Annotated in this window: 26 protein-coding genes, 1 tRNA gene, 1 other RNA gene and 2 pseudogenes; 18 read left to right on the top strand and 12 right to left on the bottom strand. The window is 70.2% G+C overall.

Translation table 11 applies throughout. The features are described from left to right. Positions 1–118: 118 nt before the first annotated feature. The 9 genes from VK501_RS05705 (at position 119) to VK501_RS05665 (ending at position 10,653) form a co-directional block, all read left to right on the top strand. Complete coding sequence (locus VK501_RS05705) at positions 119–1,513, top strand: acyclic terpene utilization AtuA family protein (RefSeq protein WP_324335521.1); 1,395 nt, start codon at positions 119–121, stop codon at positions 1,511–1,513. Beyond that, complete coding sequence (locus tag VK501_RS05700; protein ID WP_324335518.1) at positions 1,513–1,821, top strand: DUF4387 domain-containing protein; 309 nt, start codon at positions 1,513–1,515, stop codon at positions 1,819–1,821. Before VK501_RS05705 ends, VK501_RS05700 begins: the two co-directional genes overlap by 1 nt. Then, a complete protein-coding gene (locus VK501_RS05695; RefSeq protein ID WP_324335516.1) occupies positions 1,818–2,507 on the top strand; it encodes a GntR family transcriptional regulator in 690 nt (229 codons plus the stop codon). The genes VK501_RS05700 and VK501_RS05695 overlap by 4 nt, the downstream gene beginning before the upstream one ends. A gap of 82 nt (positions 2,508–2,589) precedes the next feature. Beyond that, complete coding sequence (locus VK501_RS05690; protein WP_324335514.1) at positions 2,590–3,639, top strand: ABC transporter substrate-binding protein; 1,050 nt, start codon at positions 2,590–2,592, stop codon at positions 3,637–3,639. 9 nt (positions 3,640–3,648) lie between these two features. Further along, entirely contained in the window at positions 3,649–5,397 is a 1,749-nt protein-coding gene (locus VK501_RS05685) for an iron ABC transporter permease (RefSeq protein WP_324335512.1), read from the top strand. Next, positions 5,390–6,529, top strand: coding sequence for an ABC transporter ATP-binding protein (locus VK501_RS05680; RefSeq protein ID WP_324335510.1), 1,140 nt, complete (start codon positions 5,390–5,392; stop codon positions 6,527–6,529). Before VK501_RS05685 ends, VK501_RS05680 begins: the two co-directional genes overlap by 8 nt. An 84-nt stretch (positions 6,530–6,613) precedes the next feature. Continuing rightward, the gene (locus tag VK501_RS05675; protein ID WP_324335508.1) at positions 6,614–7,750 is read left to right on the top strand and encodes a sensor histidine kinase; all 1,137 of its coding nucleotides are present in this window, start codon (positions 6,614–6,616) and stop codon (positions 7,748–7,750) included. Then, complete coding sequence (locus tag VK501_RS05670) at positions 7,747–8,439, top strand: response regulator transcription factor (RefSeq protein WP_324335506.1); 693 nt, start codon at positions 7,747–7,749, stop codon at positions 8,437–8,439. Before VK501_RS05675 ends, VK501_RS05670 begins: the two co-directional genes overlap by 4 nt. 87 nt (positions 8,440–8,526) lie before the next feature. Then, positions 8,527–10,653 (top strand): MMPL family transporter, encoded by a 2,127-nt coding sequence (locus tag VK501_RS05665; protein WP_324335504.1) that lies wholly within the window; start codon positions 8,527–8,529, stop codon positions 10,651–10,653. Positions 10,654–10,705: 52 nt separating this feature from the next. Here the strand turns inward: VK501_RS05665 and VK501_RS05660 are convergent, their stop codons facing one another. The 5 genes and pseudogenes from VK501_RS05660 to VK501_RS05640 form a co-directional block, all read right to left on the bottom strand. Beyond that, the gene (locus tag VK501_RS05660; protein ID WP_324335502.1) at positions 10,706–11,245 is read right to left on the bottom strand and encodes a DsbA family protein; all 540 of its coding nucleotides are present in this window, start codon (positions 11,243–11,245) and stop codon (positions 10,706–10,708) included. Positions 11,246–11,265: 20 nt separating this feature from the next. After that, positions 11,266–12,207, bottom strand: coding sequence for an LLM class flavin-dependent oxidoreductase (locus VK501_RS05655; protein ID WP_324335500.1), 942 nt, complete (start codon positions 12,205–12,207; stop codon positions 11,266–11,268). Between the two features lie 56 nt (positions 12,208–12,263). Further along, a pseudogene (locus VK501_RS05650) lies at positions 12,264–12,428 on the bottom strand (LLM class flavin-dependent oxidoreductase); the annotation flags it as partial. A gap of 219 nt (positions 12,429–12,647) precedes the next feature. Then, positions 12,648–13,316, bottom strand: coding sequence for an MBL fold metallo-hydrolase (locus VK501_RS05645; RefSeq protein WP_324335496.1), 669 nt, complete (start codon positions 13,314–13,316; stop codon positions 12,648–12,650). Continuing rightward, the gene (locus tag VK501_RS05640; RefSeq protein WP_324335494.1) at positions 13,306–15,039 is read right to left on the bottom strand and encodes an MFS transporter; all 1,734 of its coding nucleotides are present in this window, start codon (positions 15,037–15,039) and stop codon (positions 13,306–13,308) included. Before VK501_RS05640 ends, VK501_RS05645 begins: the two co-directional genes overlap by 11 nt. Before the next feature lie 62 nt (positions 15,040–15,101). Here VK501_RS05640 and VK501_RS05635 point away from each other — a divergent pair, with 62 nt between their 5' ends. After that, complete coding sequence (locus tag VK501_RS05635; RefSeq protein ID WP_324335492.1) at positions 15,102–15,530, top strand: MarR family winged helix-turn-helix transcriptional regulator; 429 nt, start codon at positions 15,102–15,104, stop codon at positions 15,528–15,530. A gap of 70 nt (positions 15,531–15,600) precedes the next feature. Here VK501_RS05635 and VK501_RS05630 read toward each other — a convergent pair whose 3' ends face one another. Continuing rightward, a complete protein-coding gene (locus VK501_RS05630) occupies positions 15,601–16,044 on the bottom strand; it encodes an SRPBCC family protein (RefSeq protein WP_324335490.1) in 444 nt (147 codons plus the stop codon). Positions 16,045–16,202: 158 nt separating this feature from the next. Further along, entirely contained in the window at positions 16,203–16,487 is a 285-nt protein-coding gene (locus tag VK501_RS05625; RefSeq protein WP_324335488.1) for an HU family DNA-binding protein, read from the bottom strand. A gap of 285 nt (positions 16,488–16,772) precedes the next feature. Between VK501_RS05625 and VK501_RS05620 the strand changes: the two genes are divergently transcribed. Next, positions 16,773–17,240, top strand: coding sequence for a hypothetical protein (locus VK501_RS05620; protein WP_324335486.1), 468 nt, complete (start codon positions 16,773–16,775; stop codon positions 17,238–17,240). Between the two features lie 25 nt (positions 17,241–17,265). Here the strand turns inward: VK501_RS05620 and VK501_RS28715 are convergent, their stop codons facing one another. Next, a complete protein-coding gene (locus VK501_RS28715; RefSeq protein ID WP_349260977.1) occupies positions 17,266–17,490 on the bottom strand; it encodes a cysteine-rich CWC family protein in 225 nt (74 codons plus the stop codon). 234 nt (positions 17,491–17,724) lie between these two features. On the opposite strand from VK501_RS28715, the gene VK501_RS05615 reads away from it, so the two are divergent. Beyond that, on the top strand, positions 17,725–17,946 hold the full coding sequence (locus VK501_RS05615) for a glutaredoxin family protein (protein ID WP_324335484.1): 222 nt from the start codon (positions 17,725–17,727) through the stop codon (positions 17,944–17,946). A 246-nt stretch (positions 17,947–18,192) separates the two neighbouring features. Continuing rightward, positions 18,193–18,531: an integrase core domain-containing protein gene (locus tag VK501_RS05610; RefSeq protein ID WP_414641097.1), complete on the top strand. Its 339-nt coding sequence runs from the start codon at positions 18,193–18,195 to the stop codon at positions 18,529–18,531. Here the strand turns inward: VK501_RS05610 and VK501_RS05605 are convergent. Then, positions 18,528–19,367 carry an alpha/beta hydrolase gene (locus VK501_RS05605; RefSeq protein WP_324335482.1) on the bottom strand — a complete coding sequence of 280 codons (840 nt, stop codon included), beginning with the start codon at positions 19,365–19,367 and terminating at the stop codon, positions 18,528–18,530. The genes VK501_RS05610 and VK501_RS05605 overlap by 4 nt on opposite strands. Before the next feature lie 548 nt (positions 19,368–19,915). On the opposite strand from VK501_RS05605, the gene VK501_RS05600 reads away from it, so the two are divergent. Then, a complete protein-coding gene (locus tag VK501_RS05600; RefSeq protein WP_324335480.1) occupies positions 19,916–20,479 on the top strand; it encodes a dihydrofolate reductase family protein in 564 nt (187 codons plus the stop codon). 408 nt (positions 20,480–20,887) lie between these two features. Here VK501_RS05600 and VK501_RS05595 read toward each other — a convergent pair whose 3' ends face one another. The 3 genes from VK501_RS05595 to VK501_RS05585 form a co-directional block, all read right to left on the bottom strand. Next, positions 20,888–21,532: a hypothetical protein gene (locus VK501_RS05595; RefSeq protein WP_324335478.1), complete on the bottom strand. Its 645-nt coding sequence runs from the start codon at positions 21,530–21,532 to the stop codon at positions 20,888–20,890. Positions 21,533–21,893: 361 nt separating this feature from the next. Beyond that, positions 21,894–22,946, bottom strand: coding sequence for a Fic family protein (locus tag VK501_RS05590; protein ID WP_324335476.1), 1,053 nt, complete (start codon positions 22,944–22,946; stop codon positions 21,894–21,896). Positions 22,947–23,194: 248 nt separating this feature from the next. Continuing rightward, positions 23,195–23,280 (bottom strand) — tRNA-Leu (locus VK501_RS05585). A 127-nt stretch (positions 23,281–23,407) separates the two neighbouring features. On the opposite strand from VK501_RS05585, the gene lexA reads away from it, so the two are divergent. From lexA to VK501_RS05565, 4 genes and pseudogenes are all read left to right on the top strand, one after another. Beyond that, positions 23,408–24,052: a transcriptional repressor LexA gene (lexA, locus tag VK501_RS05580; RefSeq protein WP_324335474.1), complete on the top strand. Its 645-nt coding sequence runs from the start codon at positions 23,408–23,410 to the stop codon at positions 24,050–24,052. Continuing rightward, positions 24,052–24,396, top strand: coding sequence for a hypothetical protein (locus VK501_RS05575; protein WP_324335472.1), 345 nt, complete (start codon positions 24,052–24,054; stop codon positions 24,394–24,396). The genes lexA and VK501_RS05575 overlap by 1 nt, the downstream gene beginning before the upstream one ends. 298 nt (positions 24,397–24,694) lie before the next feature. Beyond that, positions 24,695–25,023: RNase P RNA component class A (rnpB, locus tag VK501_RS05570), an RNA gene on the top strand. 150 nt (positions 25,024–25,173) lie between these two features. Continuing rightward, positions 25,174–25,760: pseudogene (locus VK501_RS05565) on the top strand (hypothetical protein); the annotation flags it as partial.

Here is a 25,760-nt window from a genome sequence, read left to right as displayed (position 1 = left end):
GGCGTTCGCGCTCAGTTCCCGGCGCCGGCCTCGACCCTTGACATCCGCGGCGGCCACGGCGTAGGGTGGCTTTGCAATAGCAAATAGCGATCGGGGTTGTTGGAGTCGGATGCAGGAGATGACGTACATCGCGGCGATCGGGGCGGTCGGGGCCGGAGTGGATCCCGATGCGCTGTCGGCTGCGCTCGCCGTCGGGCCGCAGTTCATCGCCGCCGATGCCGGCACCACCGACGCGGGGGCCTTTGCCCTGGGCACGGGGGCCACGGCCTTCTCGCGCGACGCCGTCAAGCGCGACCTGAGCGTCATGATCGCGGCGGGTCTCGAGGCCGGTGTCCCCGTGATCGTGGGGTCGGCCGGCACGGCGGGCGCCGACGTTCACGTCGACTGGGTCGTCGGGATCGTCGACGAGATCGCCCAGGAGCTCGAGCAGACGCTGCGCGTGGCGGCGGTGTACGCCGAGCAGGACCGCTCGGTGCTCGTCGAGCGCCTCGCGGCCGGCGACATCCGGCCGCTGCGCCACGCGACCGAGCTCTCCCGCGACGTCCTGAGCGGGTGTGAGCGCGTCGTGGCGATGATGGGCGTCGAGCCACTGCAGCAGGCGCTGGCGACCGGCGCTCAGGTCGTCATCGCGGGACGCTCCAGCGACGCGGCGCTCTTCGCGGCGCTCCCGCTCGTCCATGGCTTTCCCGAAGGCCTGGCCTGGCACGCCGGCAAGGTCGTCGAGTGCGGGACCATGGCGTGCGAGACGATGGGCCGCGGCGTCATGGTGGTGACGCTCCGCGAAGACTCGTTCTCCGTCTGGCCGATCGGAGACGGACTGCGCTGCACGCCACAGAGCGTCGCCGCGCACAGCCTGTACGAGACGGCCGATCCCTATCACTTCGCCGAGGCTTCGGGCACCGTCGATCTGACGGGTTGCACGTACGCGCAGGAGGATGCGGTCACCGTGCGCGTGCGCGAGAGCCGGTTCGTCGAGGCTGCCGAGCACACGCTCAAGCTCGAGGGCGCCACGCTGCTGGGCTACGAGGCGATGATCGTGGGCGGCGTGCGCGACCCGCTCATCATCGCCCAGCTGGACTCGTGGCTTGGGGTCATCGACGAGTACGTCCGCGGGTCCGTCGCACGCCTGATGGGTGTCGAGATCGACGACTGCGACTACCGTCTCGGCTTTCAGGTCTACGGCCGCAACGCCGTCATGGGCGCGTTGGAGCCCGCGCCCGGGCCGGCGCACGAGGTGGGCATCGTCTGCACGACCTTGGCGCCCACGCAGGAGGAGGCGACGGAGATGATCAAGCTGTGCCGGCAGCCTCTCCTGCACGCGCCGATCCCGCAATGGAAGGGATCGATCACCGGCTTTGCCTGCCTGCACAACCCGGCGTGGGTGGAGCTCGGCCCGGCCTACGGATTTGCGCTCAACCACGTGCTCGTTCCCGGCGACCGCGATGTCTTTCGCCTGCGGGAGCAGACGGTGGGCACGCGCGGGAGCCGCCCGGCGGTGGCCGAGGTCGCCTGATGAAGCTGTGGGAGAGCGCCAGCCTCATCCGCAGCAAGAACGCGGGGCCGTTCGTCTTGACGCTCGACATCATGTTCTCCGACCGAGGGACCTACGAGATGGTGCGGGACTCCGGAGCGCTTGATCGCACCGCGGTCGCGGCGATCTACGGCGTGCCGCTCGCAGACGTCGACGGCTACGCGTGCGACAACGCCTTGGCGTTGAAGTTCTCGATGCCTCGCCGGCTGTCCCAGGGCGAGTTCGGCGACGGCGACATGCATGGCGGCCAGCAGTACGCACCCCTGCTCGACATCGAGGTGACCGCGTGACCCAGCATCAGGATCGTTCGCTGTCGACCGGGCCGACGCTGGCCGACCAGGCCTATCGCGCCCTGCGTGAGGACATCATCGAGGGACGTCTGCAACCCGGGGAGCGGATCACCGAACGGCAGCTTGCTCAGCGGTTGGGAGTGAGCCCGACGCCCGTGCGCGAGGCGCTCGGGCGGCTCGAGCACGAGCACCTCATCGAGCGGTCCGGGACGCGCCGCATCCAGGTGGCCGAGCCCTCGCACAAGCGGCTGTTCGAGCTGACGCTGGTCGAGGCCGCCCTTCGGGGCGTCGCCGCGCGACTCGCCGCCGAGAACGCGACCACGTCGGAGATCGCCGCGATGCGGCGGCTGTATGAGGGGTTCACCGAGATCTCGCTGGCCCCGGAGCGCGCTCTCGCGCTGACCCGTGAGCTGCACGCCAGCATCGACCGGGCCTCGCACAACGAGACGCTGATCAGCATGATCGCGACCGCGACGGCCTTCGACTGGGACTTCCGCCTCACGACGGTCCGCGACATCTTCGGCCCCGACCGCCGCCGAGTGATGGACCGACACCGCGAGCACGGGGCGATCATCGAGGCGATCGCCGACCGTGACGGGCCCCGAGCCGAACGGCTCATGCGGGAGCACATCTCAGTGGTCACCGACGCGTTCCTGCAGGTCAAGCCCGACAAGGCAAAGACGTAGGCGCGGAGGCGGGACGCTCATGGGTCTGACCGGGCCCTGACTAGCTATAGCAAATGGCAAAAAACCAGAGGAGAGAGAAGTGTTGAGGGTCAAGTTGGGCATCATCGCGCTCGTTGCAGCGTGCGTTCTCGCGGCGATCGCCGCCGTCAGCCAGGGCAGCGCCACACCTGCGGCCAAGCCGTCCGTCACCGCGACAGCGGCGCGCGACAACTCGCTGGTCATCTACGGCAATCCCCCTCCGGCTCAGATGAAGCCGGTGCTGGATGCGTTCCAGAGGGCCAACCGCGGCATCAAGGTCAAGTACACCGACCAGGACGACAACGTCTCGTTCTCGAAGTACCGCGCCGAAAGCGCCCAGCGTGCGAGGACCGCGGACGTGATCATCGCCAGCTCGCCGATGAACTGGTACCAGAACCGCGGCATCGCGGCGAGGTGGACCCCGCGCGACGTCGGCGCGTTCCCGAGCTTCATCACGCAGATGCCGGGCGTGTTCGTGCTCTCGCCCGATCCGGCCATCTCGCTGTACAACAAGGTCAAGCTCCCCGCCAACCGCGTCCCGCGCAGCTTCCGTGACCTGGAGACCTACGTGAAGAAGTACCCGGGCCTGTTCAAGAAGAAGATCGCCACGTACACGGTGGACAACCAGTTCGGATACTCGGCGCACTGGGGCTTCGCCAAGAAGCACGGCTGGTTCGGGCTCAACCTCCTGGGACCGGCGAGCAAGCCCCAGGCCGACGGCACGGCCATCGCCAAGCAGGTGCTGACCGGCGGCTCGAACTTCGCGTTCTTCGAGTCGGGGCTGATCCGCAACGCGCTGACGGGCGACTACGGCAAGGTCGTCGGCTGGACCTACATGAAGGACTTCACGCCGCTGATCCCGCGCGGGATCGCGGTGACCAAGGGCGCGCGCAACGCGCCGGGGGCCAAGGCCTTCGTGAACTTCCTGTTCAGCGCCGCGGGCCAGCGCGCCATGTGCGGGGCTGGATTCACCGCCTACCGCCGCGGCGTGAGCTGCAGCAACTCGCTGGCCAGCATCCAGCGTTCGACCAAGACCTACCTCGTGCCCATCACCGGCGAGGTGGCCCAGGCGCACAGGGGCTTCGTCGCTCGCTGGCACAAGGCGTTCCGGTAGGCACACGCGATGAGCGCGGGTCCGATCTCCTCCGTCGGCGCCCAGCGCAGCGTGCTCCCCGCCCCGCGGGGGGCACGCTGGCGCGGGACGGGACTGCAGGGCGCCGTGTGGCTGGTCACGGCCGGGCTCATCATCCTGCCGCTGCTGCCACTGGTCTACGCCTCGGTGCGGAGCCGGCCGCTGTACGAGGCCGGCGGCACGCTCACCCTTCAGGGCTATCGCGATCTGCTGTCTGACCCCGCATTCTGGCGGGCGGCGAGGAACACGCTCGAGTTCGCCGTGACCGTCACCACCATCTCGGTCGTGTGGGGAGCGGCGCTGGCCGTCCTGATCGAGCGCACCGACCTCCCCGCGCGCAGGCTCCTCGGCCACCTGGCGCTGCTGCCGATCCTGCTGCCGCCGCTGGGGCTGATCATGGGCTGGACGACGCTGTACGGCGACGGCGGCTACCTGACCGGCACGATCACCGGAACGCTCCACCTGCCATGGGATCTCGGCACGCCGTGGGGGATGGGGGTCATGGGCGGGGCGGTGGCGATGCCGGTCGCCCTGATCACGCTCCGGTCGGCGCTGCGGGGCGGCGACGCCTCCCTGGAGGATGCCGCGCGCAGCGCGGGCGCCTCGGCGCCGCTCATCCTCCGGCGCATCACGATCCCGATGCTGCGCCCGGCATTGGCCAACGCCGCGTTGCTGATCTTCACGATCTCGCTGGAGCAACTGGGCATCCCGATCTTCCTCGGCGCCGAACACGACATCAACTTCTTCGCCAGCTATCTCTACGACACCTGGAGCAACTCCGAGACGCCGGATCCGGCCAGCGTCAGCGCAGGGGCTGTCCTGCTGCTGCTCACGGCCACGGTCCTGATCATGCTGCGGCAACGGCTGGTCGGTGCCGGGACGCGCTTCATCGCGGAGGCGCGGGTCTCGGCGAGCCAGCCGCTTCCGCTCGGCCGTTGGAGGCTTCCCGCCGCGGCGGTGGCGACGGCGCTGTTGCTCGTGACCGTGATCGGGCCCGTCGGCGGCGTGATCCTGGCGTCCTTCGTCACGCTGCTCACGCCTCTGCTGTCGCCGTTCTCCATGCTGACGCTCGACAACTTCCACACCGCCGTGAGCGACCCGGCGCTGAAGACGTCGATCCGCAACAGCGTGGTTCTGGGAGCAGCCGGGGCGGTCACCACGACGGGGCTCATCGCCGTCGCGACCCTGGTCGCTCACCGCTCGCAGTTCGCGCTGCGGCACTCGCTGCGCTTCTTAATGCTGTACCCACGCTCGATCCCCGGCATCATCGTCTCGCTCGCCTTCTTCTGGTCGTACCTGTTCTTCGTGCCGCCGGGAGACTGGCTGCGCAACAACCTCGTCGGCGAAGGGGTCGCCCTGGTCGTGCGCGGAATCCCGTTGGCGTACATGATCATGGCGCCGTCGCTGGCGCGGATCGCCGAAGAGCTCGATGGCGCGGGCCGCGTGGTGGGTGCGAGCTGGTGGACGACGAGCCGCAGGATCGTGCTGCCGTTGCTGCGCCCGGCCATCTTCGGGTCGCTGACGATCTTGTTCGTCGCGATGCTCAACGACTACGAAGCCGCGATCTTCCTCGCCAAGCCCGGCACCGAGCTGATGGGCGTCGAGATGGTGCGCCAGTACATGCAGGGCACCGAGGGCCCGGTCGCCGCCATGGCCGTCATCCAGCTCGGCATCACCGCGATCGTCCTGGGGATCGGCGCGCTGCTGATCCGACTCAACCGTGGAGCACCCCGTGCCTGACATCGTCCTGGATCGCGTCTCGAAGAGCTACGGCGCCACCGAGGTGCTCAAGGACGTCGGCTTCACGGCCGCGTCCGGAGAGCTCTTCACCCTGCTCGGTCCCAGCGGCTGCGGGAAGACCACCACCCTCCAGTCGATCGCCGGCTTCGTCGCCCCCGACAGGGGCGTCATCCGCTGCGGCAGCGACGTCCTGGTCGACGTGGCGCACAAGGTCTCGCTTCCGACCGAGCGGCGCGATCTGGGGATGGTGTTCCAGTCCTACGCGGTGTGGCCGCACATGTCGGTCGGCGAGAACGTGGCCTTCCCGCTACGAGTCCGCGGGATCTGCAGGGCCGAGCGCAAGTCCCGCGTCGAGGAGATGCTGGCGCTCGTCGAGTTGGACGACTTGGGCGAGCGCTACCCGCACGAGCTTTCGGGTGGACAGCGTCAGCGCGTTGCGCTGGCCCGCGCGCTCGTGTACTCCCCTCGCCTGCTGTTGCTCGACGAGCCGTTCTCCAACCTCGATGCGAAGCTGCGTGAGCGCGCACGGTCGTGGCTGCGGCAGCTCCACCACCAGTTGGGACTGACGACGCTGTTCGTCACGCATGACCAGGACGAGGCGCTGGCGATGAGCGACCGCATCCTCGTGATGGACCGCGGCGTCGTCCAGCAGGTGGGAGCTCCCGAGGAGATCTACCGGCGGCCGGCCAACGAGTTCGTCGCGACCTTCATCGGCCAGTGCAACGTCCTTCGCGCAATGGTCACCGAGCGGATCGAGAAGGGCAGGTACCGGCTCAAGCTCGACGGCGCCGGCAGCGCGCTCGACGTCCACGCAGACGCGCTGACGATCGGCGACCGTGCGGTGATCGCCATTCGGCCCGAGTCCCTGCGGCTCGCGCCGCGAGGACGAGGTGAGCTCGTCCCCGCCGCCAATGTGCTGGAGGGTGAGCTGCGCAACCTGGCCTTCCTGGGAGACCGCTATCGCTACGAGCTGACCTGTGGCGGGATCGACCTCGTCGCTCAAGGCGGCCAGGCGATGCAGCCCGGCAGCGTCAGCATCGTCATCCCGCCCGACGCGTGCGTGGTGCTCTCCGGCGCCGCCCCGGAACAGCCACGCCAGAGCGGGACGCCCGTGGGCGCGCTGGTCGGATAGCCGGCCCGGGGTACTCCTCGAGGCGTACTCGGGTGCGTCCGCATGGCCGATGGCGGACGGCAGGACCACCGGTACCTTGCGGTGATGGAGTTGCGCCGACCGCGCCTGCCGGATGTCGCCCTCGCCGTCGTGGGCGCGGCCGTCCTGGTCGCCGATGGCGTCAATCGGAGACACGGTGCATCGCTGCCGGCTGCGGACTACGTCTTGGCCCTCGTCGCCTGCGCGCCGCTGGCGTGGCGCTCGGTCGCGCCGCTGACCGTCCTGCTGGCGATGTTCGCCGGGCTGATCGCGTGCCTGGCCGCGTTCGAGCCCTACGACACGGCGATCGTCCTCGTGATGATCCCGCTCTACACCGTCGCGGTCGTCGGCGGTCGTCGGCGTTCGATCGCCGTCGGCGTGGGAACCGCGGTGGTGCTGGTGGCGATCATCGCCGCCATCGAGCACGACGAGGGCGGCATGGTGCAGCAGGCCGGGCTCCGGCTGCTGCTGGCCATCGGAGCGCTGGTCGTCGGCGACACGGTTCGCTCGCGCCGCGCGCTGGTAGCGGCCAATCTCGAACGGCTCGCGCGGGCAGCCCATGAGCGCGAGGAGGACAGCCGCCGCCGGGTGGTCGGCGAGCGGCTGCGGATCGCGCGGGAGCTGCACGACACGCTGGCCCACGCGCTGGTCGCGATCAACGTGCGCGCCGGTGTTGCGGCGCACCTGGCCGACGCCGGTGATCAGCCCGCGGCGCTGGCCGAGATCAAGGATCTGTCGGCGGAGGCGCTGCGCGATCTTCGCTGCACGCTGAGCCTCCTGCGCCAGGAGGGAGACGTCGCGCCGACCGGGCCCGCGTTCGACCTCTCAGAGGTGCCGGGGCTGGTCGAGCGCGCGCGGGCGACGGGAGTCGATGCCGTCGCCGACGTCCGGGTCATCGGCAAGGCGATCCCCTCACCGGTCGGGCAGGCCGGCTTCCGGATCGTCCAGGAGTCGCTGACCAACGTCCTCCGTCATGCGGACGCTTCGACGGCCCGCGTCCGGGTGTCGGTGATCTCCAACATGTTGGACATCGAGGTCATCGACGACGGTCGCGGCGGAACGCTCCACGCGGTCGACGGGCACGGGGTCCGCGGGATGGTCGAGCGGGCCGGCGCTCTGGGCGGCAACGTGGCGGCCGGACCGGCGGCCGGCGGCGGATGGCGCGTCCACGCGCAGTTGCCGCTCGCCCGGGCAGACCGGTGACGAGCGCCGCGACCCGCGTGCTGGTGGCCGAGGACCAGGCGATCGTCCGGGCGGGGTTCCGCGCGCTGCTGCAGTCCGAGGCCGACATCGAGGTCGTCGGCGAGGCGGCGACGGGCGTCGAAGCGGTCTCCGCGGCTCGCGCGGTGCGGCCCGATCTCGTCCTGATGGACGTCCGGATGCCCGAGATGGACGGGTTGGAGGCGACGCGCCTCATCACCGGTGACCCGGCGCTCTCGGCCACGCGCGTGCTCGTGCTCACGACCTTCGAGCTCGACGAGTACGTCTTCGGCGCACTGCGGGCCGGCGCCAGTGGCTTCCTGCTCAAGGGCGGCGAGCCGACGGACCTGCTGGGCGCGATCCGCGTGGTGGCGTCCGGCGAGTCGCTGCTGGCGCCAAGCGTGACGCGCCGCCTGATCGAGGCCTACATCTCGGCGCCCGCAGCGGCGGCCTCGCCGTCCTTCGAGGGCCTGGACGAGCTCACGGCCCGTGAGCGCGAGGTGCTGCTGCTCGTCGCGACCGGCCTGAGCAACGGCGAGATCGCCGCCGCGCTGCACCTGAGCCCGCTGACGGCCAAGACCCACGTGTCGCGGATCCTGACCAAGCTCCGGCTGCGCGATCGTGTGCAGCTCGTGGTCATGGCCTACCAGAGCGGTCTCATCCGGCCATCGGCGGCCGGCGGCGACTCCTGAGGTACTCCGCGAGCAGTACGGCGTGCTCCGCGAAGTGCGTCTTGGCGGCCGACGACAGGGCTGGAGGCCGCCCGTAGCTTCGATCGCATGGCCTCCATCACCCGCTTCGCCCTCGCACACCGGCGCCTGGTCGCGGTCACGAGGATCGTGCTGGCGGTGGTCGGCGCCTACGCGACCTCCTCGGCGACGAGCCGTCTCACGCACGACTTCTCGACCCCCGGCAACGCCGGGTACGACACCAACCGCCAGATCCTCCAGCGGTTCGGCGTCGACGGCAACGAGCAGCCGACGATCGCCGTCCTGCACCTCCCGGCGCAGCACGGCATGCGGACGGCGGCCGGCCGTGCCATGGCGGCCAGGACCTTCGCGGCTGCCCATCGTGCCGGTCCTGTCGCCGTGGCCGACTACGCGTCGACCAAGAACCCCAAGTTGATCTCGGCCGACGGGCGGACCACCTGGGCGCTCGTCAACATGCCCAACCCCGACATCCCATCGGGCAAGGGCGTGATCGACCGGATCCCGGCCGTGCTGCACGGCGCCGCGCCGCAGGGCGCCACGGTCAGCGTCACGGGCTTCGAGCAGCTGCAGTCCGGCGGAGGCGGGAGCGGCCCGAGCGTCTTGGTGGAGACGCTCATCGGCGCCGCCGGCGCGCTGGTGATCCTGCTGCTGGTCTACGGATCGGCGATCGCCGTCGTGCCGCTGTTGATGGCCGTGCCGTCGATCTTCATCACGTTCCTGCTCGTCGGTGGCCTGACGCATCTCACCGATGTCAGCTTCCTGGTGGAGTTCCTGGTGGCCCTGATCGGCCTCGGTGTGGCGATCGAGTACTCGCTGCTGATCGTCACCCGCTGGCGCGAGGAGCGCGAAGGGGGCCTCGACAACCATGATGCGATCCTCGCCGCGGGCGCCTCGGCCGGACACGCCGTCGTGCTCAGCGGACTCACCGTCGCAGTGGGCCTCTCGTCGCTGATCGTCCTGCCGGTGCCGTTCCTGCGCAGCGTGGGGGAGGGCGGGTTGTTGATTCCCTTGGTCGCGATCGCCGCGGCCATCACCCTGCTGCCGGTCACGCTCGCGGCGTGGGGTCCGGCCCTGGACCGCCGCCGTGTGCGCCGGACCTCCACCACGTTCAGCCGCACGTGGGAGCGGTGGGGCGAGCTCGTCGTCCGGCGCCGTTGGATCGCCGGCGGCCTGGGCCTGGCGATCGTCCTGGCGCTCGCCGTGCCGGCGCTGGGCATGAACACCGGGCAGCCCAGCACCAACGCCTTCTCCAAGACCACGCCCGCCGCCAGGACGCTGACCGCGCTGAACCGCCAAGGCGTCCCCCAGGGCGTGGTCTTCCCCGTCCAGCTCCTCGCCCACGGCGGCCCTGCCGCCGCCGCGCAGGTGGCCCGCATCGCCGACCACACGCCGGGCGTCTACACCACGCTCACGCCCGCCGCCCGCTCGGGCTCCGACGAGCTGGTGAGCGTCATCCCGCGGGCCCAGGGCAACACGAACGCCGGCAAGGCCCTGATCGGCACCTTGCGCTCCCGGCTGTCGTCGGTCCCGGGCGGCGTGGAGGTGGGCGGCAACACGGCCCAGAACGCCGACTTCGTCCACGCCGTCTACGGCAACTTCCCGCTCATGCTGGGGGTCATCGCGCTGGCGACCTTCCTGCTGCTGGCGCGAGCGTTCCGGTCGATCGTGCTGGCCGCGAAGGCGGTCGTGCTCAACGTCGTGTCCCTCGGCGCGTCCTACGGGTTCCTGACGCTGTTCTGGCAGCACGGCTTCGGATCGAAGCTGATCTACGGCGTCCCGGCGACCGGCTCGATCCGCGACTTCATCCCGATCATCGTCTTCGCGTTCCTGTTCGGGTTGTCGATGGACTACGAGGTGTTCCTCCTGGCGCGCATGCGCGAGGAGTACGACCGCACAGGGTCGACGGGGGAGGCGATCGTCGGATCGCTCTCGCGCACCGGCCGGCTCGTCACGTCGGCGGCGATGATCCTGGCCGTCTCGTTCCTGTCGCTCAGCACGAGCCCGGATCTACCCGTGCGCGTGATCGCCACGGGCCTGGCGTTCGGGATCCTGCTCGACGCCTTCGTCGTTCGCACGCTGCTGGTGCCGGCCCTCGTGGCGATCATGGGCCGATGGAACTGGTGGATGCCCGACGGCTTCGCGCGACTCCTGCGGCTCGAGGGCAGGACGGTGCAAGCCGCTCAGCAGGCGCAGTGACGACCGCGCCGCCACCCGGACACACCCGTCGGAGCCGCCCTTGGGAGCGCGCTCATCGCGCCAGCGCCTCCAGCAGCGTGCCCGCGTCGTAGCCGCCGCGGTGCACGACGCCGTCGATGAACAGGGTCGGCGTGCCGAGGACCTCGCCCGACGCCATGCCGCTCTCCATGTCACGGCGCACACGGCGCAGGACAGCGGCGCCCGTCCGGTCGCGGTGGAACCGCTCGACGTCGAGGTCGAGCATGGCTGCGTAGACCCCCAGGTCGTCGTCCTCGAGGGCCCGCTGGCGGTGGAACAGCAGCTCGTGCATCTTCCAGAACCGGTCCTGGAGCGCGGCCGCCTCGGCCGCGGCGGCGGCCGCGAGCGCGTGCGGGTGGATCTCGGTCAGGGGGAAGTGCCGGAACGCGAAGCGGACGCCGTCGCGCAGTCGTCGCTCGACCTGCTCGATCTCCCGGAACGCCCGCCGTGAGTACGGGCACTCGTAGTCGCCGTACTCGACGACGAGCCGCCCGGTCGACCTGCCCCGGACGTGATCGACCGCCTCGTCGAGCGGCTCCATCTTCGCTTCGGAGTTCTGCGGTGTGCTGGTCATCATCTTCTCGAGGAGGTTGGTCAGAGCCGGGCCGGACGTTCGGCCGCGCCGCCGAGCGCACGCGCGGACGCGACGCGCTCCCGGACCTGCGGCGCGACGTCCTCGATGAACGTGCGCAGCATCCGAGGATCCGGCTCGCCCATGATCACAAACGTGCCGAACCCCTGGTCCAGCGCGAGGTGGGTCAGCACCTCGGTCCAGTGGTCGGGCGGCCCGATGATCGCGTCGTCGGTGTCGCGGGCCGGCGCGGGCGCCGTCGCGGTGAACGCGCCGGCAAGGTTGTAGATGCGCCGGATCTCACTGGGGTCGCGGCCGGCCTCGCGGGCTGCGCGGTCGATGAGGGTCTGGGCTCCGGCGGCGGCGGCCGGAGGCAGGTAGTTCATCAACGGCGCCGCCCAGCCGTCGGCGACGCGCCCGGTGAGCGCCAGCGCGCGGGGCTTCATCGCGCCGAGCCAGATGCCGATCTCGTGCGCGGGCACCGGACCGGGCCGCGCACCGTCGAGCCGGTAGTGCGCGCCGTCGAAGCGCAGCGTGGGCGCGCCGCTCCAGCTCGCCCGGAGGATCGCCACGGCCTCCTCCAAGGCCTCCAAGCTCTCCCCGGCGCTGAGCGGCGGCGCGCCCATCGCCTGGGCGGCGCGCAGGAAGCCGCCGCCGCCGAGGCCGGCTTCGAAGCGCCCGCCGCTGAGGACGTCGAGCGTCGCCGAGGCCTTCGCGAACATCGCGGGCGGGCGCAGCGGCAGGTTGCCGACGTCCTGGAAGACGCGGATCTGCGTGGTCTGGCCGAGGATCACGCCCAGCAGCGCGAGCGTGTCGAGCTGCGCGGGTTGGTAGGGGTGGTCCTGGACGGCGAGCAGGTCGTAGCCGAGCTCGTCGGCCAGGCGCGCGGTCTCGAGGACCCCCTGCGGGTCAGCCGCCTCGGGGATGAGGAAGTACCCGAACTCGAGAGGATGGCCGTAGTCCATGGGAGAACGTCAACGCCGGCCGACTGTCGTGCTCATGTCCCTGAGGATCTCGGCCGTCATGCGGATCTCGCATCCGCCAGTGGCCAGTCGTCGGCCAAGAGCTCGCGGACGCGTGGGATGACCTGCGTGCCGTACAGCTCGATGTTGGTCATGAGCGCGCCGTGGGAGAGACCGCCCATGCCGTACTTCAGGTCGAAGCGCGTCGCGCCGACCGCGCCAACGACGTTACAGGGCGGGCCCAGCGGCCGGGCTCGCGCGACATGCCGGATCACGCCGCGTGGCGCGTCTGGAACAGCGCGCGGACCACCGCGCGAGACGCGAGCTGGTCAGAACATCCCGCCGCCGGCGCCGATGCTCTGGCCGGTGAACCAGCGGGCCTCGTCCGAGACGACGCGAAAAAGACTCGGCCCCCCAAACAACGGAGCCCCGCAATCGTGACGCTAAGGCGCCTTGGGCACGATGACGACCGGACGGTCCCCGGCGGCGACTGCCTCGACCTCGAAGGTGGGGGCATCGAGGCGCTGGGCATGGCGTGCCAGGTCGGTGAACGCGTCCACCGGTTCGAGGAAGTCGATGCGCTCGGTCCGGTAGTGCATCGGGACGATCACGCGGGCGCCGACGGTTGCGGCGATCTCGGTGGCCTGCTCGGGGCCGATCGTCGGGCCGTTGCCGACGGGCACGAAGAGCAGGTCGATGGTCCCCAGCGCCGCGGTCTGCTCGGCGCGGAGGGCGCGTTGGCCGAGGTCGCCGAGGTGCGCCACGCGCCAGTCGCCGAGCGTGAACGCGAAGAGCGTGTTGGGTCCGCGCTCGGTGCCGGCGGCCTCGTCGTGCTCGGAGGCGATGGCGAGGATCTCGCCGATCGGCGACGGCAGGCGCCCGGCCGTCGAGCGCAGCGTGACCGGGTTGCCGCCGATGGCCTCGACGCCGTTGTGGTCGAGGTGCTCGTGGGTCACGAGCAGGAGGTCGGCCTCGACGCCGGTGATCGCGGGGTAGTCCCAGCGGCGGCCGCTGGCGGTCAGCGCCGAGACGTCGGCGAAGGGGTCGATGACCACGGTGTGTTCGCCGTCGGTCAGACGGAACGCGGATTGTCCGTACCACTCAACCTGCATGCTGCTCCTCTGGCTCGGCCGTCGGGCGACGGCTGGGGATGGGCGCGGGACGGAGGTCGTCCTCGTCGACCGTGCGGGCGCCGCGCATGAGCGATGCGGCGGCGGCGACGAGGCAGGCGACGATCGCGAAGAGGAAGGCTGCGTGCAGCCCGGACCGGAACGGCTCGGAGATCAGGGCTGGGAAGAACGAGTTGCCGGTGAGGGCGGCCTGGTCGTGGGCCGACAGCGCCATCAGCGCGTGTGGCCCGAGCAGGTGCTGGATCGGGTTGTAGCCGAGGAAGGCGGCGAAGAGGATCGATACCGGCGGCAGCGTGGCGACCTGGTGCGCGGTCGCGGCGTCCACGCCGTGGGCTTGGAGGCCGGCGCTCAGCGTGTGCGGCAGCGTCGCCGACAGCCCGATGATCATCAGCGTGAAGAAGATCCCGATCGACAGGACCTGGGCCGAGTTCTGGAAGGTCTGGTTCATCGCGCCGCCGGCGCCGCGATCTCCGCGAGGAAGGCTGTTCATCACCGCCGCGCGGTTGGGGGAGGCGAACAGGCCCATCGAGGCGCCGATGAGCAGCAGGATCGCGCCGAAGACCGGGTAGGAGAAGTCGGTCGGCAGCAGCATCAGCAGGCCGAAGCCGACCGCCGTCAGGACCATGCCGGCGGTCGCGAACGGCCGGGCGCCGAAGCGGTCCGAGAAGTAGCCGGAGGTGGGCCCGGCGATCAGCAGCCCGACCGTCAGCGGCAGCATGTAGATGCCGGCCCACAGCGGCGTCTGGGTGAAGTCGTAGCCGTGTTGGGGCAGCCAGATGCCCTGCAGCCAGATGATGAGCATGAACATCAGGCCGCCGCGCGCGACCGAGGACAGGAACGTGGAGAGGGTGCCGAAGGTGAACGCGCGGATTGCGAACAGCGGCAGGCGGAACATCGGGTCGGCCGATCGTCGCTCGACGATCACGAAGGCGACGAGGCACGCGACCGAGGCGGCCAGCAGGCCCAGGACCCGCGGGCTGCCCCATCCGATCGCGTGCCCGCCGGCTGGGCGGATGCCGAAGGTCACCGCGGTCATGAGCAGGATCAGCCCGAGCGCGAAGGCGAGGTTGCCGGCCCAGTCGATCGGCGCCTTGCGCGGCGTGCTGAGCTCGCGCAGCCCGACGTAGGCCCAGACGGTTCCGAAGATGCCGACGGGCACCGAGACGAGGAACACCAGCCGCCAGTCGATCGGCGCCAGGATCCCGCCGAGCACGAGGCCGATGAAGGTGCCGCTGACGCCGACGATGTTGTTGATCCCGAGCGCCATGCCGCGCTGGTGGGAGGGGAAGGCGTCGGTGATGATCGCGGCCGCGTTGGCCAGCAGGCAGGCACCGCCCACGCCCTGGACCAGGCGCATGACGATGAGGTAGACGGCCCCGTTGCGGCCCTGCATCCAGTCGAGCGCGAGCAGCAGCGACGCGACCGTGTAGATGACGAAGCCCAGGTTGTAGATCTTGACCCGGCCCACCATGTCCCCGAGTCGGCCGAGGCTGACGATCAGCACGCTGGTGACCACCAGGTAGCCGAGGATCATCCACAGCAGGTAGAACGAGTTGGCCGGGACGAGCGGGTCCAGGTGGATGCCCCGGAAGATGTCGGGCATCGCGATGATCGTGATCGATCCGTCCAGCGTGGCCAGCAGCACGGCCAGCGTCGCGTTGGACAGCGCGATCCACTTGTAGCGATCCGGGGGCGCGGCACGCACCTCTGACACTATACAGGCAACCTGTACAGTTTCCCTGTCGCCGGTTGATCTACACTGCGCGCATGGCTGCCCGGGCGCCCTCCAGCTCGCTCCTCGCCCACGAGCTGCGCGAGACCCTCGGGCGTCTCATCCGCCGGATGCGCGCCGAGCCAGGGCCGCCCGCCCCGCAGCTTCTCGTGCTCGGCGCCCTGGATCGCGAGGGGCCCGCGAGCATCAGCGACCTCGCCGCCGCCCAGCGCATGCGGCCGCAGTCGATGGCCCAGACCGTCCGCGAGCTCGAGACCGCCGGCCTCGTCTCACGCCGCGCGGACCCCGCGGACGGCCGCCGCGCCTTCATCGAGCTGACCGCCGCCGGCGTGGAGAAGCTCGCAGCCACCCGCGCCGCCCGCGAGGACTGGCTGACCGGGACCCTCGACGCCGGGCTCGACGCCGAAGAGCGCGAGCTCCTGCGCAGGGCGCTGGTCCTGCTGGATCGGATCGCGGACGCCTGAGCGCGGCGGACGGCACCTCCGATCGTGCGGACGATCGGACGGCATCGGCCGGCTCGAAGCCGCGCAGGTGTCAGCCGGCCTCGGCGGCACGCTTGATCGAGGCGGCGAAGTCATCGGCGCCCTTGCGCGCTGACCGCAGGGCGAGGCCGACGATGACCTTGCCGAGGCCGTGTCCCTCGAGCTCGTTGAAGACCGTGACGCGCGTGCCGGGGCCCTCGGTCGCGAGGTCGTAGCCGCCGACCGGGGCGGTCACCGCGTTCTTGGAGCGCTCGGCCCAGCGAATCTTGGTCGGGACGACGAACTCGGTCAGCTCGAACTCGCGCTTGGTCGTCATGCCGGCGTCCTTGACGGTGCTCGCGAAGTGCGTCCCGACGCCGGGCGGTCCGTCGGTCGTCTTGCGGATCTCCTGGACGCGCGGGCTGAACTTCACGTCGTTCTCACCGTCGGCGAGAAACGCGAAGACCTCCGCGATCGGGCGATCTACGACGGTGGTTCCCTCGAAGCGTCCGGCCATGGATGTCGAGCGTAGACCTGTGCGGTTGGTGGCGCAATCGGACGTCTCGCGCCGGGCCGCCGGCCGCTAGGCGAGCAACGCACCGAAGGCCGTCACCAGCGCGGCGACGTGGATCCACAACACCATGTCGTAGAACCGTACGGGGCGACCATGGCGTGTTACTTGCGCTTGTTGGCCACGACGGTCTTCAGCGTGGCGCCGGCGGTGAACTTCGGCGACTTGGAGGCCTTGATCTTGATCGTCGCGCCGGTCTGCGGGTTGCGGCCTGTCCGGGCGCCGCGCTTGGCGACCGAGAACTTCCCGAACCCGGTGATCGCGACCTCGTCGCCCTTCTTGAGGGTCTTGCCCACCGTGGCGATCAACGACTCGACGGCCTTGCGGGCATCGGCGTTGGTCAGGCCGGTGTCCTTGGCCACGGCTTCGATCAGCTCGGTCTTGTTCATGCGGGCAGCCTAGGGGACGCCGCTGACCCGTGCTGCCGCGACGAGCGGCAACCGCGCACGTCGCTTCGTCGCTTGGCGTACCGGCATCGATCAGTCCTGGCCAGAGGTGCACCGCGGTGTTCATAGACCGGCGCTGCGATGCGCACCCAGCGCTCCGCGCGTGCAGACGACTGACGACCTCGCGCAAATTGGCGGGCCCGGGTGACAGTTGCCCATCGGGCTAACCGACCGCGGGTGGTCAAACGCGCGCGCCGCACCGACCGTTGTCCTACAGTTACACCAATCATGAGCGCAACAGTGACGACCCATGAGATCACCGAGAGCCTGCGGAGCCGCATCGATGCGGTCCGGGAGGAGCTTGAGCGCTTCGACGCGCTGCGTGAGGAGCTTGCGCGACTGGAGTCAGCGCTTGCCGACCTTGAGCCCAACGGGCCCGAGCAGCCGCGGCGTGCGCGCAACTCGAAGTCGTCGGCCCGCGCGACGCGTGGTGCGGGTGTTGCCCGTCCGGCGCAGACCCCGTCGGCCGCGCCTCGACGAGCACGCTCGTCGAGTAAGGCCGCGCCGTCGCGAGAGCGGATCATCGAGTTTGTTCGCGCGCAGGGCCCGGCGACCGCCGGCGAGGTCGCGACCGGCCTGAACCTGAACCGCAATTCGGTGGCCACGCGCCTGACGCAGATGGCCAGGGCCGGTGAGCTTGAGAAGGCGGAGCGGGGCTACGCGGCGCCCGCCGCCAATGGAGCCTCGAAGTCCTAGCGCAGCTGTGGACTGAGCCGCAGGCTCAGTCGCCTCGAGGTCGGTGCGTGACCGGCTCAGCGCCCGAGTGCGCTGCGTCGGCCACGGCCCGATCGCCGAGGCATGCCGGACACAAGCAGGCCCGATAGAGCCGTGACAGCTCGCGTTGCGCTGGCGGCGGGACCGCGAGCTCTGCGCACCAGCAGCCTCGGTCGGCCGCTCCGCAGCCGAACTGGACACCACAGCGTTCGCACGAAGATGATTCGGGCATCAGCTGGCTTGACGGTACTTCAGAGGCCGAGCGCCGGCGCCCCAACCGTGACGGTGTAACGGTCTTGGGCAGTGCCTTCGTTCTGCTCGATATGGCAGGAGCACCTCGCGATTGGGCATCGCACTTCTTCGACGGGGCACTCGTCCTGCGCCTCGCCGAGGTTCGACGTCGTCGACGGCGACGCGGTTCGAGGAGGGTGCGCTCGTATCGCGTGATGCATGCCAAACTGAGAGCGTGAGCTCGGTCATGTACGTCAAGCCGAACTGCCCCTACTGCCAGGCCGCGCGCGAGCACTTGGCGGCCGAGGATGAGGCCATCGAGGAGCGCGACGCGACGCAGAACGCTGCCTTCAAGGCAGAGCTCATGCGCTACACGCGCAACACCGGCGTCGTCCCGACCATCGTCCGCAGCAACGGCGCAGACGTACAGGTCGGCTTCCCGCCCGGCCGTGGCTGACGCGTGCACTGAGCGGTCGGTCGCCCGCTGAGATCAACTCGCAGAAGGGTCGCCGCGCACCGCCAACATGGCCCTCTCGACGGTCTCGAGCATCCTGAGCCGGATCGGGATGGTCAAGCTCGGGCGCCTTGGGACGGCCGCATCGGCGACAAGGGCCCCGGCCATCGCGTCCGCGGGTTCCGACACCACAACACGGCCAAGACCGACGCCGCCGGCATCCGCCGCCGCCAGACCGGCTGGGAGTACGTGCATGTCGCGATCACCGTCATCGGCTTTCTACGTCGCGCCGGCTCGGCCTACCGCCCGACCGTGCACGCGATCGCCTGCAAGAGCATGGGGATCCGGCACCTGCGCACCCGGCCCCACCGACCCCAGACCAACGGCAAAGCAGAGCGCTTCATCCGCACGATGCTCGGGGGCTGGGCCTACGGCGCGATCTACCGCTCAAGCACCGATCGCACCGCAGCCCTTGACGGCTGGCTCTGGCACTACAACCATCACCGCCGACACTCAGCCCTCGGCCACAAGCCCCCGATCGTCCGACTCACCGAACGACGGAACAACCTCCACAGGACTTACACCTAGAGCTCGAGCATCGCCGCGGCGACGTCACCGGCGGCCACATCGGGGATCGCGGTCGCGGCCCGTTCGAGCACGAGCAGCCGCGCACCGGGGATCTCTCGCGCGAGCGCCTCGCCGTTGCCGACAGGGAAGAACGGGTCCCGGCGACCGTGCACCACGAGCGGCGGGATCGCGAGCTCGGGCAGGCGCTCGCGCCAGCGCGGCTTGCAGTCCAGCTTGGAGAACACCATGCCCATCTGGTTGGCCATGTGGATCGCGGGCTCCGTGCCCGGCGTGCGGTCCCAGATGCGCTCGGCGGTCGCGCGTGCGGCGGCGGGATCGTCGCCGAGGGTCTCCGCGCCGGCGGCGGCGAACTCCGCCACGGCAGCGCGGTCGGACCAGTCGGGCATCGGGTGCGAGAACAGCCGGTCCATCGTCGCCGCATCATGGTCAGGCAGGTCGTCGTCGGGCGGGCCCGGTGCGACGGGCCGCGTCCCGGCGAGGGTGAGCGCCGAGAACGCGTCCGGGTGGTCGAGCGCGGCGACCTGGGCGACCATCCCGCCGACGCCGATGCCCGCCACGTGCGCCGGCCGGTCGTCGAGTCCGCGGGCGAGCGCCGCAGCGTCGGCTGCGAGATCACGCAGCGTGTACGTGGGAGCCTCGGGATCGACGGTGGTCGACGCGCCGCAGTCGCGCAGGTCGTACCGCACGACGTGGCGTCCGCCGCGAGCGAGCGCCTCGCAGAGCGCGTCGGGCCAGGAGAGCATCGTCGTGCCGCCCGCGAGCAGAAAGAGCGGCGCCGCCGCGTCGCCGAAGTGCTCGACCCCGAGCGTGACGCCGTTGGCCTCGACCGTCGTCATGAGGCCAGCGCCGAAGCAATGACTCCGTCGGGCGTGCGGAACGAGTGGACCGTCGGATGCATCGTCACCTCCAGGGCAGCGTCGTGGGCCGGTGGCGCGGGGACCGCTGCACAAGCTACGCGCCCCCGCTGGTCGTGTGCGTCGCCGCGAACGCGGCGCACGCCGCGACGACGGCCGCGCCGGCCGGCGCCGGCGCCGTCATCGCAAACGCATGACCGGGTCCGCCGAGCGCGCCGCTGGGGCTGCCCTCGACGGCTACGCCGTGTACCGACTTCGCGGCAAAGACCTCGACGCCCGCCCGGCACACCCACCGACCTCCCCTGACCCCCGTCAGCAGTCGCTTCGCTAGCAAAGCTACAGCGACGAGCGCCGGGATCGCCCCGGCAAGCAGGCCCGCAGCGAGCACCCGATCAGCCGTGCGCGCATTGCGGCTGCCAGAGTACCCGCTGCTCGGTCGCAGCGGTAGCCCAGGGGATCCCGCGAGCCGCGATGAGTCCTGCGGCGTCCGGCGGTCGTACTGTCGAACCTGTTCCCGAGGAGTACTTCTGGTGCGCAGCGTGACCTATTCGATAGGCGTCTCACTTGACGGCTACGTCGTCGGGCCGGACGGCGACTTCGACTGGACGGCGCCCGACGAGGAGGTCTTTCGCTTCGTCACCGACGAGATACGAGAGGTCGGCGTCCACCTGTTGGGACGACGGCTGTACGAGACGATGCTGTACTGGGAGACCGCCGACCAGGATCCATCGCTCGACGACTCAATGCTCGAGTGGGCCGCGATCTGGAAGCCGCTCCCAAAGGTGGTGTTCTCCACCACGCTGTCGGCGGTGCAGGGCAATGCCCGCCTGCCCTGGGGCGGCCTGGCGGAGGAGATCGAGCGGTTGCGAGCCGAGCCGGGGGAGGGTGACATCGCGATCGGCGGCGCGACTCTCGCCGCCGAGGCGGCCGCGTTGGGTCTGATCGACGAGTACCGGGCCAGGGTCTGCCCGGTGCTCGTTGGCGGTGGCATTCCGTTCTTTCCCCAGCGCGAGCGCCGGGTGGCTCTCGAACTCGTCGAGACCCGCACCTTCAGCTCGAGAGTCATCTACCTCCGCTACCGCGTGGCGCGCTAGCCGTCTCGTCCGCCGAGCCCTAGGAAGAACGGGCCAGCCAGTGGCTTGACCTCAATCACCAGCCCAGTTCTCGCAGCGAGCGCTCGAGCGATCTCGCCCCATCGCCGAGACGGACTTAAAGCGACCCCCAGGGCTACCGACCCCAGGTGGGACACTTTTCAACCGGCGCAGGTGGTCCATTTTTCGACCGGCCGTGACAGCGCATCCGCTCCGACTGGAGTTGCTGGCGCATGTTGCAGCCCGCGGGCCCATCAGCATCAACGAGGACGTACTCGACACCGCAGGAGAGTTCGTCGAGGAGCTCAAGGCGTCGATGCACCGTCCGCGCTTGGCGCAGCAGTGCGACGCCGAATAGTCGAGGCTTGCTGAGCCGTCCTCCGCGACCGGCGCCGAGCGCGGTCGAGTGGCCTATCGGTCTGTGTTGTCGATCTCGCCTCGGACCGACCCTGCGGCGACCGTGACCGAGCGGCCGGCGTCGAGGCCCGCGAGCACCAGCTTCTTTAGCCGCTTGGTCGTCGCGCCGCGCGAGCCAACCCACCCTCCTCGCACGAGCGCGACGAACAGGTCGTTGCCGATGTGACGCGCCACGGTTTCGTAGCTGAAGATCAGTCCGTCCCGCTTCCCGCGAACGTCATCCGACTCCGCCAACACGTCGTAGTAGTCCAACGGCAGATACATCCCGCTTACGAGCTCCTGCCCGCGGTCCAGCCGGACCACGGGCTTGCACAGCTTCAGGAAGCAGCTCCCGGCGCTTAGCCGGTAACTCTCCGGCGCCCCGTCGTCGTTGCCCGATTTGATCCTGTGCATGCGATCGAGCTCGCTTCTGAGCTGGGCGTCGGGCCGGTACACCAGCCGAGATTGCTCCTTGCCCTCCCGGCGCATCGTCTTGTACTGCACGAGCACGAAGTTCGGGATGGTCTCGTTGATGTAGATCAGGTCGGCGCCGGTCGTTCGCTCCAGCGGCTGCCGATTCACGTTGACGACCGTCAGCCGCTCGCGGCCGCTGGCGAACTGCACCGCACCTGACGGGCTCTCGATCCGGTCGAAGTCCAAGAACCGCATGGTGGCTGCGTGTCACCGATCCCACCTCGATGACGAACATGCCGTTCTCGTCGTCTCGGACTAGGAGTGCCGCCTGGCCCGCCGGCCAGAGCTTGACGCCGTCTCGGGTCATGTCCGTGAACGAGCTCCGCAGCTCCAGGGCTTCGCCCTGGTCCGCCTCGTCGAAGCGCATGAACGACAGCGGAAGCGTCATGGCAGATTCCGGTACCCGACCGCTCGCAGGGTGCTGACGTGCATCGGCGCACCGTACTGGCGCGCCCGGCGCTTCGAAGACGCGATCATCTACAGCGACGCGCCACAGCCGATCGGCTCCGTGGATTGCCGGCACGTGCGTCGGTGAAGATTTCGGGCTTCAGTGGTGGAGTCGCTTCCAGACTGCACCCGGCCCGACGCCCTCGACGACGACGAGTCCTTGGTCACGGAGCTCGGCAAGAGCCAGGCGGAACGTCGGATCGCTGATGCCCGGCAGGGCCCGCCGCAGGTCGCGGAGTCGGAACTCCGCTGGTCCGACGTGCAGCACGTGATGCTGCACGCGCTCCTGCTTGTTCATGGTGCTGTTCTCGCGGCCGGCCGCGACGCGGTCCTCGAAGTCCTTGTATGACTCGGTGAGCACCTGGACGAGGTAGGTCGTCCAGGGCCAGATGTCGTGCTTTCCGTCGCGCCACTGTTCCTGTGACTGGCGGAGTGCGGCGTAGTAGGTGTTCTTGGACTCGTAGATGCGTTGTTCGACGCTGACGTAGCGGGCGACGTCGTAGCCGAGTCGTAGGAGCTCGCTGGTGGTCAGGAGGCGAGCGACGCGGCCGTTGCCGTCAGCGACCGGGTGGATGGCGAGGAAGTCCAGGACGAAGGAGGCAAGGAGGACGATGGGGTGGGCGACCCGCTCAGCCTGAGCGTTGTTGTAGCGGTCGACCAGCTCGGTGAGCAGGCCCTCGGTCTGTTGCCACGGCGGAGGCTCGAAGACGACGATGCGCCGCCCGTCATCGCCGTACCTGACGATGAGGTTGTCGTCGGTCTTGAGGTTGCCGCCGCGGCCGCCGGAGTAGAAATAGATCTGGCGGTGCAGCGAGAGAACGAGCGGTACCGAGATCGGCTCCTCGGTGGGGCGGCTCATCAGCCCGTCGATCGCATCGCGGTAGCCGGCGAACTCCTGCTCGTTCCGGTTGCGCAATCGCGCGTCGGCCTTGTCCAGGGCTTGGGCGCGATCCTCGTCGACGTCGATGCCCTCGATTGCGTTCGAGGCGCGGATCGAGGCGACGCGCGTTTGCGTGGCGAGGGCGGACAGCAGCTCGGGCACCTGGTCGGCGAAGAGCTCCTGCCGGCCACGCCCGGTGTCGATGTCACTCAGCAGTACGCCGACGCTTGCTGGCTGACGGTCGAAGATGGCGAGGTCGGCGAACGAGTACATGGCAAGAATGGCGATAACGCGACGCTAATGATGCTAAGTCAGGCGTAGTATTAGCATCATTATCGGCCGTGTAACGCATTTCTGCCCCAACCTGGGCGACCGAGCTCCGGCGCAGAGCGTGTCACCCGTTCGGCTCGCCGTTTGTGGGACAAAAGTGTGGGACACGGCCTCGAGACGTCGTAGCCGACTCGCGCGGATATCGGCCCTAGCAACGCCGAAAGGCCCGCGTGTGCGGGCCTTCCGTTCCATGCGCCGAAGAGGACTCGAACCTCCACGGGGCAATTGCCCCACAAGGCCCTCAACCTTGCGCGTCTACCAATTCCGCCACCGGCGCGTGGACAGCGAAAGCCAGCATAGCGAGCAGGTCGCGGCTGCGACGCTCCGCTTGATTCCGTCTGAAGGGCCCGCTACCTTCACGAACACATGTTCGACCGAGACGCGAGCGGCGAAAGGTGACTCAGGTGGATCTGACCAAGCGCCAGCAAGAGATCTTCGACTTCATCAAGCGGTATTCGGCCAAGCACGGGTACCCGCCGACGGTGCGTGACATCGGCAAGGCGGTGGGCCTGGCTTCGTCGTCGACGGTCCACGCGCACCTGGCCAACCTCGAGAAGCTCGGGCTGCTCCGGCGCGACCCGTCCAAGCCGCGTGCGCTTGAGCTGCTCGACAAGGCGTCGTCGGCCGTGGGCAACGCCGTCGAGGATGCGGTGGACAACGTGCGGTCGCTGGTGCGGCCGAACGGCCTGCCGCTCGTCGGCTCGGTCGCAGCGGGTCAGCCGATCCTGGCGGAGGAGAACATCGAGGAGTACGTGGAGGTGCCGCCGGTCGCCGGTGGCGACAAGGGCGAGTACGTCCTGCGCATCCGCGGCGAGTCGATGAAGGACGCCGGCATCCTGGAGGGTGACTACGTCGTCGTGCATCGCCAGGAGAGCGCCAGCGACGGCGACATCGTCGTCGCGCTGGTGGGTGAGGAGGCGACGGTCAAGCGGTTCTTCCGCGAGTCCGACCACATCCGCCTGCAGCCGGAGAACACCACGATGGAGCCGATCCGCAGCAAGGATGTGCGCATCATGGGACGAGTCGTCGGCCTGTTCCGGAGCGTGTGATGAACGCCACCCTCACGCTCGATCTGTTCCGGCCGTCGATCCTCGACCCTGTCCAGGCGGGCGAGCAGCTGCGTGCCTCGCGCGACGGGGCGGTCCGCGAGCGCCCGCAGGAGCCGTCGCCGGTGCCGGAGCCCGTCGGCGGCGACCTGCGCGTGCACGATCGCCGGGCCGCGCCGAGTGGCGGTCCGACGCTCGACGACTTGGTGGTCGGGGTCTGGGAGGGCCTGGCCGCTCACCGCACCGTCGCGTGTCCGGCCTGTGGCGAGGCGATGACGCCTCGCTACGGCGCCGGGCATGTGCCGGTCGGCGGTCGCTGCCTCGGCTGCGGGACGACGATCCGCTGAGCCGCCGGCCGCCGGCCGCCGGCCACAGGCCACAGGCCGCCGGCGCGTGCGGCGCCGGCGCGGGCGGGCTCGCTCGCTCGGTGGCTGGCGGTGGGTCGGGACCGGCCCGCGGTGCGTACGCATCTCCGCGACTCCGTCGATGCGCGCCTGGCGACGCGCGCCCCGAGGGAGCGCGCCGCCTGCGGTGCGCCGGTCCGTGTCGTCTCGACACGGGCTGCCGCGCGCCGCAGGCGGCGCCGCTCCGCGGCACGCCGCATCCCAGTCCTTCCCGTCACGGCGCCGCCGCACTACGCTCGACGGTGCACGCCGGACGGCCGCGGCGGGAGAGACATCCCGTCGAGGAAAGTCCGGACACCACAGGGCACGGTGGTCGGTAACGCCGACCCGGGGAAACCCGCGGGAAAGTGCCACAGAAAACACACCGCCCACGTCCGCGCGCGAGCGCGGGCCGGCAAGGTTGAAAAGGTGCGGTAAGAGCGCACCGGCGCCGCGGTGACGCGGCGGCCAGGCAAACCCCACCGGGTGCAAGGCCAAGCAGGACCGTTCGGAGGTTGCCCGCCGAGGTCCAGGTCGGCCGCAGAGATGGATGGTTGCTCAAGACAGAATCCGGCTTATAGGCCTGCTAACGGACGAGCCTCGCAAGAGGCTCGTCCTAGTTGATTCGCCCGGCGTACCCAATACTCGCCCCCACCCGGTCATCCAGCGGACCATGAGGTAGGAAAGGCACACCTTCTGGTCAGACGGCGGCCCTTGCGTGCCGCCGGGATGGATGCGAACATGTGTTCGATCATGGTCGTCTGCGTCCTGCTCCCGCGCTTCGAGCTCGCCGTCGCCGCCGGGGGCCGCGAAGCCCTCGCCGGAGGACCGCTCGCGCTCGCGCCGGAGACGGGACGCGAGCAGCTGATCGGGGAGGCCTCGGCCGCCGCCGAGGCGTTCGGCGTCCGGGCCGGCCTGCGGCTGGGCGAGGCGCTCGCGCGCTGCCCGACGCTGCGCCTGGTCGCGCCCGACCCGGCGGGCGTCGCCGACGAGTGGGACCGCCTGCTCGTGGCGCTCGAGGGCATCGGCGCGGCGGTCGAGCCCGGCCATCCCGGCACCGCGTGGTTCGATGCGGCGGGCCTGCGCACCATCCACGGCGGCCGGGTTGAGGACGTGATCGCCGCCGCCCGGCGCGCGCTCGGCACCCCGGCGCGGATCGGGGCGGCGCCGTCGCGCTTCGCCGCGCTGGCCGCCGCCTCGCGCGCCCGCGCCCGCCGGCCGGAGCTGGCGCCCGAGGGCCCAGGGCGGCTGGCCGCCTACATGGCGCCGCTGCCGGTCTCGCTGCTCGCTTCGCGACCACAGACGGCCGTCCTGCCCGACCTGCTCGA

Origin of the sequence: Baekduia sp. (assembly GCF_035318805.1) — a bacterium.
In the GTDB taxonomy this organism is placed as follows: Bacteria; Actinomycetota; Thermoleophilia; order Solirubrobacterales; family Solirubrobacteraceae; genus Baekduia.
This window is presented reverse-complemented; position numbering and strand designations above follow the sequence as displayed.

Excerpts from the sequence above, each read along its gene's own strand:
- VK501_RS05685 (WP_324335512.1), top strand. The coding sequence starts at position 3,649 with ATGAGCGCGGGTCCGATCTCCTCCGTCGGCGCCCAGCGCAGCGTGCTC.
- VK501_RS05575 (WP_324335472.1), top strand. The coding sequence starts at position 24,052 with ATGAACGCCACCCTCACGCTCGATCTGTTCCGGCCGTCGATCCTCGAC.
- VK501_RS05635 (WP_324335492.1), top strand. The coding sequence starts at position 15,102 with ATGGCTGCCCGGGCGCCCTCCAGCTCGCTCCTCGCCCACGAGCTGCGC.
- VK501_RS05700 (WP_324335518.1), top strand. The coding sequence starts at position 1,513 with ATGAAGCTGTGGGAGAGCGCCAGCCTCATCCGCAGCAAGAACGCGGGG.
- VK501_RS05660 (WP_324335502.1), bottom strand. The coding sequence starts at position 11,245 with ATGACCAGCACACCGCAGAACTCCGAAGCGAAGATGGAGCCGCTCGAC.
- VK501_RS05620 (WP_324335486.1), top strand. The coding sequence starts at position 16,773 with ATGAGCGCAACAGTGACGACCCATGAGATCACCGAGAGCCTGCGGAGC.
- VK501_RS05705 (WP_324335521.1), top strand. The coding sequence starts at position 119 with ATGACGTACATCGCGGCGATCGGGGCGGTCGGGGCCGGAGTGGATCCC.
- VK501_RS28715 (WP_349260977.1), bottom strand. The coding sequence starts at position 17,490 with ATGCCCGAATCATCTTCGTGCGAACGCTGTGGTGTCCAGTTCGGCTGC.
- VK501_RS05625 (WP_324335488.1), bottom strand. The coding sequence starts at position 16,487 with ATGAACAAGACCGAGCTGATCGAAGCCGTGGCCAAGGACACCGGCCTG.
- VK501_RS05630 (WP_324335490.1), bottom strand. The coding sequence starts at position 16,044 with ATGGCCGGACGCTTCGAGGGAACCACCGTCGTAGATCGCCCGATCGCG.
- VK501_RS05655 (WP_324335500.1), bottom strand. The coding sequence starts at position 12,207 with ATGGACTACGGCCATCCTCTCGAGTTCGGGTACTTCCTCATCCCCGAG.
- VK501_RS05590 (WP_324335476.1), bottom strand. The coding sequence starts at position 22,946 with ATGTACTCGTTCGCCGACCTCGCCATCTTCGACCGTCAGCCAGCAAGC.
- VK501_RS05665 (WP_324335504.1), top strand. The coding sequence starts at position 8,527 with ATGGCCTCCATCACCCGCTTCGCCCTCGCACACCGGCGCCTGGTCGCG.
- VK501_RS05675 (WP_324335508.1), top strand. The coding sequence starts at position 6,614 with ATGGAGTTGCGCCGACCGCGCCTGCCGGATGTCGCCCTCGCCGTCGTG.
- VK501_RS05605 (WP_324335482.1), bottom strand. The coding sequence starts at position 19,367 with ATGACGACGGTCGAGGCCAACGGCGTCACGCTCGGGGTCGAGCACTTC.
- VK501_RS05645 (WP_324335496.1), bottom strand. The coding sequence starts at position 13,316 with ATGCAGGTTGAGTGGTACGGACAATCCGCGTTCCGTCTGACCGACGGC.